An 11,417-nucleotide genomic window follows, 5' to 3' on the forward strand; every position below is an offset into this window, starting at 1 on the left:
TGGCATAGCCCGCCTGGCCTCAGAAGAAGGGCCTCGCAGCAAGCTCCAGTCCCAATACGACCAGGAAAAGAAGGAAGCACTGCCGAAAACGTCTGGGGCTGATACGCGCTCTTATGCGGGTGCCCAGCCACATCCCCGCCAACGCAGGCAGCACGCTCAGCGCCGACAGGCCCAGCTGGTGGACGCGAAACACGTCATTCAGCAGCAAGCCTGCCGCAAGGGCCAGGGTCGACACGGTAAACGACAGCCCCAGTGCTTGCACCAGCTCGTTCTTTGGCAGTCCCAGCGCGCCCAGGTACGGGACGGCAGGCACCACAAAGACACCGGTGGCGCCCGTCACCAGCCCCGTGACAAGCCCCACGGCCGGGGACAGCCATGGTTCGGTTCCGCGCGGCACGGACAGCGCCGGTGCCCATAATGCATACAGCGCGTAGACGACCAACGCCGATCCGAGCGCCAGGCCAGACCAGGCGGGGTCGATGTACACCAGCAGCGCGGAGCCACCCACGGTACCGAGCACAATGGCCACCAGCATCGGCCATAGGCGCCGCACGAGCCCTGCCACAGCGCCGCCGGAAAAGAGCTGCCAGACATTGGTCACCAGCGAAGGCATGACCAACAGCGACGCCGCCATCGCCGGGGGCATGACCATGCCCAGCAGCCCCATGGCCACCGTAGGCAGCCCCATGCCGGTGACGCCCTTGACGATTCCGGCAACAACGAAGGTAGCGGTCAGCAACCCGTGGAAAAGCAGATCATTCATTCCAAACCTTGAGGCAGCCCTTTGCACAGCCCTCGCTACAGGGGCCGCACACCGGTCCGTGATACACCAGGCGAGTCGTGCAGCGGGGTCCATGGCCAGCAAGACAACGCGGCAGCCCCCCGGCGGTCCCAACCAGCCAGCGGGCTTGCAGCGCAACGCCATAGGGTGCTATTGGACGGGTTCGCACACCGCAGCACAATTCGGAATTTGCGGTCCTTGCTTCGGCCCATCCTGAGGATGGCCGCCACCGCGCCCGCAATGGCAGCGGATGCGCAACGCTACCGTCGTCGCACGGGCGGCTGGCACGGCCCGCGAGGCCAAGACCGTTGGCAGGCGGTAGGGTTGGCTGCCAGCGGCCCGGACTGCTTCGCCGCAAAGCAATGGCGAAACAATGATTTACCGCCACACGGGGCCAAGCTTATAAACTTAACCTCTGATCACTTCAGGTAGTTCTATGAAAAAGCTTTTTTCACTCGCTGCGCTGGCCTGGATGCTCAGCGGCTGCGCGGTCTACAGTGACGGCTACTATGACGACGCCGGCAAAAAACCGCATCCCCATGGTTGCCCGCCCGGCCAGGCCAAAAAGGGGAACTGCTGATGGGCAAGCCGTGCGCCGCTGACGGCAGCGGCCACGGCAGGCGCGGGCAGCGACAGGCGCATGCAGCGTGGAAATACAGGGCCTGGAGCGGGCTGCCAGCGACGGGCTTCTGCGATGCAGTGCTGGGGATCGCCCCCCGACCCCCCCTCTTCGGCTGCGACAACGGAACGGAGACCAGGATCAGTTACGCGTCCTGGGCTCGGCCGGCGGCAGCACCTGAAAAGCGCCCTCTACCTCCTGCATGGCCGTTTTCCCGAATCCGGACAATTGTTTCAGGCGATCGGGGTAGGCCGCCCGCAGCTGCCGCACGGTCTCGATTCCGTTTCTTCTGAGCGTACGCAGCACCCGTGCGGAGACCAATCCGTCGAGCGAGCCATCTTCCAGCACCCGCCGCTCGGGGGACTCCGGTGCCGCGGGCTCATAGTGCTTACCCGGGAACAGATACTGCTCCAGTTGCCGGAAGCTGATTTTCCCGACATAGTGCATTCTCCATAGTTTCTCTGGATAGAGGGATTCCAGCTGCTCCAGCGTGGTAATGTCGTGGCGGGCGAGCATACGCCACAGATGCAAAGGCAATATATCTTTGAGCAGCCTATCCGCCACCCAGATTCTGGTATTCATAGATACTGTTTATTGATTATTCAGCACAGCACAAATCACGAACACCAGGGCCCCTATGGCAGGCTTTCCTTGATGGCAAGCGCCTTGTCAGCGCAGTCCGGAACGCGCTCTGCAAGGGCAGCAGCCATTGCTGGACCGGATACCCCGCCTGCCACACGCGATCGGCCCAACCAGGCGCTGGCCACCGAGCGGTTCCTGGTTAATAATTTCTATAGATCTGGCTGAAACCAAAAAGCAATGACAAATCTAGCAGATCATTTGCATATTATTGTTTGCTTAAATTTAAAATAATTTGATTAAGCTGCAAAAACCTATTTTTCTATCGTCTCTCTCAGCCGCATCCATCCGGTAAATGCCAACCCGCATTCCCACACCACCCGCTTTGATAATCTGCCGTGCATCGCCGGCTACGTCTGCTGCGCTGACGGGCCGGCCGCACCAGGCGGGGCGGGATCTGCGTGTTCGCTGCAGCGCTGCGCTGGAGCCAGGGCCGCGATGCAATGGGGCGGCCGGCCCCAGGCCGACCGCCCAACGCCCTCGCGTGACCGCAGGTGTCACTCCTTGGGGTCTGGTAATGCCAGGTGCATCGCCCACCTGGCACCGGACCCAGTCACTCCTGCGCGCGGCCGGGCGAGAAACTTCCGCGTTGCGGGCGCAGGGACCGGTCCCGGAACGTGGAGAAGACCACCACATCCTGCCGGCTGCCGCCGACCACGCATTCCTGGCGCAGCACGGCCTCCAGCAGGAACGTGTAGTTGTGCGCCAGGGTCAGCAGCATCCTTCGGTTGGAGACCAGCACGTTGCCGGTGATCTTCTCTATCGCGAAGCGCTGAAAATAGCTGTCCGTCAGCGGGGTGATGGTGTCCACCATGGTGTGCGAGGCTGCCGCTTGCGCAGGATGGATTCCGAGCGCGAGATGGGCGTGCCGCGCAGCCTCGTTGACCGACACCGTGTAGAAACCGATGAGTTCTGCCGTTTCCTGCCGGAAGATGCCAATGAACTGGTGCAGATGGCGGTCAAAGCTGGCGAGCAGCACACGGGCGCTTGCCAGCGTGAAGCGAAAGCGCGGCAGGTTCATGCTGGCGGCAAGCTCCGGGGCATTGAGAAACTCCACCAGCCGGTCATTGACATCCTTGGCACCCAGGGTGCGCAACTGGTAAGGCGGAGTGTCGATCAGCGTGCTGCCGCGCGCCGTCGATTCGGGCAGCGGTGCGCTGGGTGGCAATGCAGCCCAACGGCCAAAAAAGCGCTGCCCCGACGCTCTGGCATGCTCGCTCAACCACAAGCTGCCGCGTTGCGGCCGCATGTCGGCTTGCGCAAGCGCCGAGAGGATGAACAGGTCTTCATACCGTTGCAGGCCGGGCTGCCATTGCTGGCGCAGCCGCCCCTCCAGAAAGAACCGCGTATTGCGCCGCAGCAGCGGCCACAGCCGCCTGCATGCGCTGGCCAACAACTGAACCGTCACTTTCTCGCTGCCGCCCGACAGCAGCAGGTCGGTCAGCTGCGCAAAGCTGCGGCCCAGCAGCGCCAGCCCGGCAGCGCCCGGCAGTGCAGCCCAGGCCACGCGCGTCACCCGGTGCTGAACGTTGTCGGCGCACAGGTAGACGCCCTGCCATTGACCGGCCACCTCGACCGCCCAGGCTCGTACATCCGCACGGGCCAGGATGGCGGGCATCTGCTCGCCCCCGGTGAGCGGGATCACCGTACCCAGACTGGCGCGGGCTTCAGGGCCGAGCCAGGACCAGTCTCGGGGTGGGTCCGTGCGCTTCAGACGGACAAGCCGGGGCAGCAGCCCGGCAGGCGCAGCGGAGGTGGCAGAGGAAGAAGCGCGATCAGTCATGGGCTCTCGCCAATTGGTCAATGGTGCTGCGCCTGGCCACCTTTCCCGAGGTGGTCAGCTTCACCGTGCGGGGCGGCACCAGACGGACGTCCGCTGCATTGCCGCAGGCAATGAACACGGCCTTGCGGGCGATGGACCGGCACTGCTCGCGCATCGCCTCGTCCTGCAGCGCACACTCGACCAGCACTGTCAGCACCGAGGCCGACGAAGCTGATGACGCAGCCGTGGCATCCTGGAACGCCATCACCGTGCCATGGGGCAGTTGCAACGCAGCGCCGACTGCGGTCTCGATGGCCTCGGCCTGCACATTGCGTCCGCGCAGCACCAGCAGTGACTGCTGCCTGCCGGTCACCACCAACGCGCCAGAGCGCGCTAGATAGCCCAGGTCATCGGTCTGGAACCAGTCACCTGGCGCCACCGGCTGCCGCTGGCCGCCCTGCCAGTAACCGGTCATCAAGGCATTGCCCTGTATCTGAATACGCCCGATCTGCAACGCGGGCACGCTGGCGCCGCTGTCATCGACAACCCGGACCTGCCAGCCCGGCAAAGGCCGGCCGCACGCCAGGCGGCCTTCCTCATCGACATGCACCGGCCCCATGCACACGGCCAGCGTGGCCTCTGCCAGGCCATACGAAGGCTGAAATTGCCCGGGCGCAAAGCCGCTGGCGGCAAATCGCGCGGCAAAGCGGTTCAGGTCATCGGTCCGCACAACATCGCCGCCGACGCCTGCCACCCGCAGACGCAGCTGCAGCTGAGCGGCTTCGTGGGGCGCGGTTCTGTCGGCGGCGAGCCGCCAGGCAAAGCTGGGCGCAAAGCAGACCGTGCTTTGCAGCTGCGCCATGAGCCTGGGCCACAGTTGGGGCCGGCGTGCAAAGGCCTGTGCAGGCAGCAGGTCCAGCGGAACGCCGCCCATGACCGGTGCCAGAAAGAAGCCGACCAGCCCCATGTCATGGTTGAGCGGCAGCCAGGAAAAAGCGCGATCGCCGGCATGGATGCGCAGGCCGCCATGCAGAATGCTGTTCAGGTTGTTGCATATCGCCCGTTGCGAAATCTCAATGCCTTTGGGAGCGCTGGTGGTCCCCGACGAAAACTGGATATAGGCGCCTTCATCGGGTTGGAGCGGCTGCAACGCGGCGGTCTCATCGGCAGGTGGCAGCGCGCAGACCGGCACCACGGGCAGTTGGGTGGTTTCTGGCGTCTCCAGCGCGCTGAAATGGCTCTGCAACGGGCTGTGCAGGTCATCGAGCAACAACGCGCTGGCCTGAACAGCGGCCAGCATGGCGCGGATGCGCCGGGCATAGGGACCGATCCCCTGACCCACTGACGGCGGGGGCAGCGGGCACGGCAACATGCCCGCCCACTGGCAGGCCATGAAGTTCACCAGAAACGGCCAGTGCGTCTGCGCAATCAAGCCCACCACGGTGGGGACCGGGCCCCTTCTGGCCAGGCCGCGCAGTTGCGTGGCCCGCGCACGCGCTTGCAGCAGCAGCTCGCGGTAGCTGGCCTGCGTCTCCAGCTCGCCCTGCCCGTTGAAGATCCGCAGCCCCTGCGTGCCCGCCGCAGCGTGCGCAAGCGCCTGGGCCAGGCTGGAAGCTGGCGGAGCGGCCGCGCCCGGGTCAATCGGCGGCATGGGATGCGCAGGCGGACGCGGCGATGCGCGCGTGTTGCCTCTCGAACAGCTGGACCCAGCGCTGCAGACTAGCCAGATGCAGCGCGATGGCATCGGTCCAGCCCCGGCGAAACCACCGGTCCAGCTCCGCCGTGGGCAACTGGCGGAACTTGGAGCCATCGACGCTCCGAAAGCTCCGGGTCCGGTGGCTCGTCCCGTCGGGCGTGCGGATGTCGGCATGCATCTGCACCAACAGGCCCCTCTGCTGCAGCGCCTGCCCCAGCGCAGCGGCCTCCTTCAACGCGGATGCATGGGCCGAGAGCCGTTGGGTGATCGACGCCAGCGTGGGCGATGGCTGGCCGTCAAAGGTGAACAGGGGCTGCGCCTCCTCATCTTCTTCCAGCGGCACAAGCCGCTTGTCCTGCACATCGACCAGCACGACAGAGCGCTGGCTGTCTGATGCATCCAGCGCCAAGGAGAACGGATGGAGCTTGAGCACGGTCGCAGGCTGCAGGTACGCAGGCCATTGGCCGCAGCGGTCCAGATAGTCATTGCTACCCTGCTGCGCGCCCAGCACTGCCATCGGCACCGGCACGCTCCCTGCGGAAAAAACGATGGGATGCCAGCCCGCCAGGTCGGCAAACTCCGGCAGCGCAATCGGTACGGCATCCAGCGTCCTGCAAAACGCCCAGTCCGCCGAGGAACGCAGCCCGAGACCCAGATGCTGGTCTGCAGAAAGAGGCTGAAGGTGAGGAGCCATAAAGAATTACCAAGCTTGTATACGAAGACGGTGTCCACCACGCCGAACCATCAGGGAACACCATTGCATATCGAGCGGCTGGTCGGGCGGCTCGTGGGCGATGGGCTGCAAGCGCGCGCTCAGCAACAGCTCCTGCACCAGCGTACGCATTTCAGTGATGGCAAAGAGCCTGCCTCCGCAGACGCGCTCACCGAGGCCGAATGCGGTGCCAAAGCTCCGCTCGGTCCTCTCAGCGGATCGAGAGGTTGCCGGTGCAAGCTGCCAGGGCCTCTGGCCGGTGCCTGCCTGCGTCTGCAGCCCCACCAATGACACGAGCGCCACATCACCGGGCAGCACCGCTCCTGCGCTCAGCCTGTCCTCGCCCAGCGCGTACCGCGCCAGGATCGGGTTCGCAGGAAACAGGCGCATGGTTTCGCTGAGGAATGCGTCAAGCAAGGCCGATCCCGCCGCAGGCCGGCTTGCTTCATCGCGCAGCTGTTCCTGCACTTGCGGATGCTGGGCCAGCAAGTGGCAGGCCCAGCCGAAGGTGCTGGCGCTGGTCTCCGAGCCCGCTGCCAGCAGCGTGATCAGCTCCTGCTCCAGGACGAAGCGATCAGGCAGGTGGCGGCTTGCGGCCTCGGCAGCGAGCATCTCCCGGATCACCGGCTTGGACGCATATTCGGCGCTGCGGAAAATCCGCAAGTCCTGCATGAGCCGCGCCTTGGCCGCATTCAGCAGGCGCAGGTGCCGGCGCCGCGTGTCGCCTGCAAGATCACCGGCAGGTACGAACGCATATTGCGCGCTCAGCTCCAAAAGCTCAAACAGATGCTGCGGGTCCACTCCGGTCTGGCGAAAGTCGATGTCAAAGAGCACTTCCGACAGCACCTGCAGCGTCATCGTACGCAGCAGCGCATCAGGCAAGGGGCCGCTGGCGGTGTGCGCAATCAATGCAGGCAGCGTCTGCCTGAGCGCGCGGCGCGCGGCATCGGCGGTTTTTTCCGCGTCGTAGTGGTTGAAATGCGGCTGCGTCAATGAGCGCCGCGCCATCCAGCCGCTGCCGTTTTCCGACATGCGCGATGGACCCAGCGTCTGGCGCATCCAGGCCATGTGCTTGGGCCAGTTACCCGCATGGGCTTTGAGAATCCACTGGGCGTCTTGCTGGTTCTGCACGACCCATATCCTGCGGCCGCTGTGGTGGTCCAGCAAAGTCTCGCCTGGCTGCGTACGCGCGAGGCGGTAAAGCTCATTGCAGATATCGGATGGATTCATCAGGCCCCGCGCAGCGCTCAGCCCGGCAGGCTCAGGGATTGCCCATCCAAAAGCTTGGCGACGTCGCGCACGGTTCGCAGCTGCAACAGGTCCATCACATCCACTTCGGTGCCGATGGTGTTTTCAATCTCGATCACGATGCCCTCGAACATGAGGCTGTCGACATCGCGCAAATCGCCTACCTCTGCGTCGTCTTCGATGTGGTCTACAGGAATCAGCAAACAATGCGAAAGCAGTGTCTTGGCGCGCAGCAGGCTGGTGGTCATGGTCAGAGGGTGAAAAAGCGGCAAGCGGTCGCCTGCCGCTGGTGAACGTCGTGCTGATGGCAAGCTCAACGCCTGCGCACTGCACGGCTGCGTAGAGCGGCGGCGCCTGCCATCAACAGCCCCAGCAGACCCAGGCCCGCTGCATTCAGCGCCGGCACCGGGGTGGCAGGTTTGGGCTCAGGATCGGGCGGTTGGACCACCGGCTTGTCCAGTACCACCTTGAAATCAACGGCGTTGGTCGCAGAGGTCTGGGTATAGACACCGGCAGTACCCGGGGGCACCAGATTGACCAAGGTTGAAGGATCCAATGACGTGGCGACCGGCAGTGGCGTGGTCTTGATGAGCACCGGGCTGTTCACGATATTGAAACCATCATGGCTCACCGGAGTCACGGTGACCTGCGAGCCCGGCAAGATATCGGGAATCGGCACTTGAACCGAGGTGGCACCCGCAGGAATCGTCACCGTGATCGTCTGGGGCGTCGTGTATGCGGGCTGTTGATAACCCAGCGCCTCCGGATCATAGACCGTGTCGTACGACTGCGGATCGGCTTGCACCGTGAACGTGATGGTGGTGTCCGTCGGTTGCGGCTGCGTCAGCGCGTACTCGACCGTCGCAGACGTGGTCTTGCCATTCATGAACAGGTTCGTCGTTACCGGCGCACTGTCGGTGATCGGGCCCGATTCCAGCCCGGTTCCAATGCCGTTGCCGGTATACGGGTCGTTCAAGAAGATGGTGTTGGAGCCGAAATTAGTGCCCGCCGAATAAGCCAGCTGCCAGCCGGCTGGATCCTCATTCGCAAAGATCCCAGACACCCAGCCATCACGGATGCTGGCATTGACGTCGTACGCAGGCCCTTCTCCCGAGCCGGGATTGAAACTTGTCGGGATCGGCGCCAGCGCGCAGTTGGCGGTTCCGCCGGGCGTATCCGGCGTGACGGTCACTGCTGCGCTCGAAGGCGACGCGTAAATCTGGCTGAATTGAACAAACGCACGGCGGTAAGGCGCGGCTTCCAGGCCATAGACACCCGAGCTCGGCGTGATGGTGCCATCGGTGCATTCCACCGTGGTGCCAAATAAGGTGGCGCTGTCTGGCGGTGTCCAACTGAACACCGGCTGGGAAGGCGTGCCGGTGGTTTGCTTGGGCGTGAAGTTGATATTCCAGGTGGCCGCCCAGGCACTTTGGGCACCCAACAGCCCTACGAGCACCAGTGACTGCACCAGAGGACTGCGGATCCTGAGCGGCGATGGGAGCGAGCGATCCAAAAATGCGTTCATGGCGTGATTCAAAGTTAACCGATGCGCCGAAGTTTAAATACCGAAGCCGCGATACGCAATCATTTAATACGATTATAGAAATACAAAATGACTGTTTAAAACTCGCTAGTTTTTTATTAATTTTTTGCTATTTATTAAATATCTTTGTTTTTTCACCGACACCCCTCTCCAACCCACTCGATAACCCTTAAAGCTGGATTTTAAATACCGAGACTTTGTGGTGAAACCACCACGAAGCAAGCATTTACACGGCGGGTGCGGATAATATTTCCGAGCGCATACCATGGTTTGCGTTTTGCCTGGTCCGTTCCGTTCACATCTGATGTAGGTACACCGATGATTTCTCGTTCAATCGCCGTACAGCGCGGCAGCCACAAAGCCAGGAAAATGATCTTGGCGCTTGGTTTGATAGCGCCCGCCTTCGCCATGGCGCAGTCCGCTTGTGATGGAAAACTGTTTCTGTCCCAGGGCTCCCCCACCAAGCTCAATGGCGTGTCAACCGAGGCCAATCCGCTGGTCTTTACCGATATTGGCACGACCGCCGCAGAGGGATACAACGCATTGGGTTATTCGGCGAGCAACGGCACGCTCTACGCGATGCGCACGGACAGCAACGGCAACCACCTGCTGGCCATCAATCAGACAACCGGCGTAGTCACGGATACCGGGGCCGTCACCGGCCTGCCTGCAACGCCGGTTTATAACTCGGGTACCGTGGGCAGCAATGGGGTTTACTACGTGAAACCCCTGGGCAATACCCAAGTGGTATATGCCATCGACACGGCGGCAAATACCGCCACCGCCATCAACCTCAGCCTCGCATTCACCACGTCCGACCTGGCGTGGGTGGGCGGCGCCTCGGGCGGGCTGTATTCGGTATCGGATACCGGGCAGCTCTACGCGATTAACGTGGGGGACGGCACGGTAACGGCCTTGGGCACCGCTGATAATACCGGCGGCGTACTCGGGGCACAGTTTGGCGCGACCAATGGGATGTTTGGCTCTGCCAACAACGGCAGCGGCTTTTACCAGATCAATCTGCTGACCGGCGCCAAGACCCTGATTTCAGGTTCGCCCGGCTCCGGAAGCAATGACGGTGCCAATTGCCCCGACGCTCCGATCCGTTTCCCGGCCGATCTGGCCATCACCAAAACCAACAACCAGACCACCTACAGGCCGGGAACCAATGTGGTGTATACGATCACGGTGACCAACAATGGCCCCTTCACCGCGACCGGTGCCCAGGTGACCGATGCGCTGCCAGCGGGCGTCACTGCAGCCACTTGGTCATGCACCGCCTCATCCGGCGGCAGCTGTACCGCAAGCGGCAGCGGCGGGATTGCAGACACCATCACGCTGCCCAAGGACGCCACCGCCACCTACACCTTGACGCTGTCGGTACCCGCCAGTTTCAGCGGCGATCTCGTCAATACCGCCACGGTGCAGGCCGATGGCACCAGCGCCAGCGCCATCAATACCAACCCCGATCCCGATCCTTCCAATGATTCGGCGACGGATACCGACACCCCAGCCACGGTGCCGCCCGTGGCAGCACCAACGCCTGTGCCTGCCACCAGCCTCCTGGGCCTGCTGGCATTGTCCTCGTTGATGGGCTTGGCGGGTGTGGGCGGCTTCTTCAGGCGCCGCAGCTGAGGGTGTCAGTACCGCCCCTGGACATGGTCGCGGAGGAAGACCGGCAGATCGTTCGACGGTGGCATGAACGGCACCTGGTACATCATGTCGCCGACAAAGCCACGGTGGTAGGTGCCGTGGTTGACGACATGCAGAACGATCTGTTCGCGGGTCATCGCGCCTTGTCCACCGCCGACGAACGCAAAACGGACGACCTTCGCAAGATCGTCGTTCGACCAGGTATCGACCAGATCGATATACCAGGCATCCATCTCCTGGACAGACGCCCATAAAGCGTCCAGGGCGGGCGTGCCATCGGTATTGCGCGCCGTGTAGCCGTGCTTTTTTCCCAGCAGATGGTGGCGGAAGATATCGTCGACGACGTAGACATGGTTCAAGGTGTGCACCATGTTGCCAAAGCGCGTGGGCTGCTGGCCCAACGCCTCCCCTTCAGGGAGCTCGCGCACACTGTCGAATGTCAGCCCATTGGCCCAACGCTTGTAGCGCACCAGCATCCTCAAGGTGTGGATCGCCGAAGCCGGGCTGCCCGGGCCATCGCCGGGCAGGGTGGGAACGGATGCGTTCTGCAAGCGGGTTGTCATGACCGAGATCCTTCTATGCTGTCAAAGGCCGCGCAACGCGCCCACGACATGGGTGCGGGTTTGACCGCCGACCCACACCTGCTGGGCATCGTCGCGGGCCAGGTAAATGCGGCCTTGCCGGCCTAGGCAGGCGCCCTGGGTGGCCACGTAGTCGTCACCGATGAGACCGGTACCGAACAGCCATTGCGCAAATGCGCCGTT

At 63.2% G+C, this 11,417-nt stretch carries 11 protein-coding genes; 2 read left to right on the top strand and 9 right to left on the bottom strand.

Going from position 1 to position 11,417, the window contains the following annotated elements; all coding sequences use genetic code 11:
• Nucleotides 1–19: 19 nt before the first annotated feature.
• Nucleotides 20–763 carry a sulfite exporter TauE/SafE family protein gene (locus ACHWUQ_RS18240; RefSeq protein ID WP_394681989.1) on the bottom strand — a complete coding sequence of 248 codons (744 nt, stop codon included), beginning with the start codon at nt 761–763 and terminating at the stop codon, nt 20–22.
• Nucleotides 764–1,217: 454 nt separating this feature from the next.
• On the opposite strand from ACHWUQ_RS18240, the gene ACHWUQ_RS18245 reads away from it, so the two are divergent.
• Nucleotides 1,218–1,361: a hypothetical protein gene (locus ACHWUQ_RS18245; RefSeq protein WP_239812500.1), complete on the top strand. Its 144-nt coding sequence runs from the start codon at nt 1,218–1,220 to the stop codon at nt 1,359–1,361.
• Nucleotides 1,362–1,541: 180 nt separating this feature from the next.
• On the opposite strand, the gene ACHWUQ_RS18250 is transcribed toward ACHWUQ_RS18245, so the two are convergent.
• The 7 genes from ACHWUQ_RS18250 to ACHWUQ_RS18280 all read right to left on the bottom strand — a co-directional run bounded on the left by ACHWUQ_RS18250 (nt 1,542) and on the right by ACHWUQ_RS18280 (nt 8,982).
• Nucleotides 1,542–1,982, bottom strand: a complete 441-nt coding sequence (locus ACHWUQ_RS18250) for a DNA-directed RNA polymerase subunit alpha C-terminal domain-containing protein (protein WP_394681990.1) — start codon at nt 1,980–1,982, stop codon at nt 1,542–1,544.
• Between the two features lie 610 nt (nt 1,983–2,592).
• Complete coding sequence (locus tag ACHWUQ_RS18255; protein WP_394681991.1) at nt 2,593–3,822, bottom strand: hypothetical protein; 1,230 nt, start codon at nt 3,820–3,822, stop codon at nt 2,593–2,595.
• Entirely contained in the window at nt 3,815–5,452 is a 1,638-nt protein-coding gene (locus tag ACHWUQ_RS18260; RefSeq protein WP_394681992.1) for an AMP-binding protein, read from the bottom strand. Before ACHWUQ_RS18260 ends, ACHWUQ_RS18255 begins: the two co-directional genes overlap by 8 nt.
• On the bottom strand, nt 5,439–6,191 hold the full coding sequence (locus tag ACHWUQ_RS18265; RefSeq protein ID WP_394681993.1) for a SapC family protein: 753 nt from the start codon (nt 6,189–6,191) through the stop codon (nt 5,439–5,441). The genes ACHWUQ_RS18260 and ACHWUQ_RS18265 overlap by 14 nt, the downstream gene beginning before the upstream one ends.
• A 6-nt stretch (nt 6,192–6,197) precedes the next feature.
• Nucleotides 6,198–7,439, bottom strand: coding sequence for a cytochrome P450 (locus ACHWUQ_RS18270; protein WP_394681994.1), 1,242 nt, complete (start codon nt 7,437–7,439; stop codon nt 6,198–6,200).
• Between the two features lie 17 nt (nt 7,440–7,456).
• A complete protein-coding gene (locus tag ACHWUQ_RS18275) occupies nt 7,457–7,705 on the bottom strand; it encodes an acyl carrier protein (RefSeq protein WP_239812506.1) in 249 nt (82 codons plus the stop codon).
• A gap of 65 nt (nt 7,706–7,770) precedes the next feature.
• The gene (locus ACHWUQ_RS18280) at nt 7,771–8,982 is read right to left on the bottom strand and encodes a hypothetical protein (RefSeq protein ID WP_394681995.1); all 1,212 of its coding nucleotides are present in this window, start codon (nt 8,980–8,982) and stop codon (nt 7,771–7,773) included.
• 288 nt (nt 8,983–9,270) lie between these two features.
• Between ACHWUQ_RS18280 and ACHWUQ_RS18285 the strand changes: the two genes are divergently transcribed.
• Nucleotides 9,271–10,635: a DUF6923 family protein gene (locus ACHWUQ_RS18285; RefSeq protein WP_394681996.1), complete on the top strand. Its 1,365-nt coding sequence runs from the start codon at nt 9,271–9,273 to the stop codon at nt 10,633–10,635.
• Between the two features lie 5 nt (nt 10,636–10,640).
• On the opposite strand, the gene ACHWUQ_RS18290 is transcribed toward ACHWUQ_RS18285, so the two are convergent.
• Nucleotides 10,641–11,216, bottom strand: coding sequence for a DinB family protein (locus ACHWUQ_RS18290; protein WP_394681997.1), 576 nt, complete (start codon nt 11,214–11,216; stop codon nt 10,641–10,643).
• Nucleotides 11,217–11,417: the final 201 nt, after the last annotated feature.

This window comes from uncultured Comamonas sp. (assembly GCF_964277875.1).
In the GTDB taxonomy this organism is placed as follows: domain Bacteria; phylum Pseudomonadota; class Gammaproteobacteria; order Burkholderiales; family Burkholderiaceae_C; genus Comamonas; species Comamonas sediminis.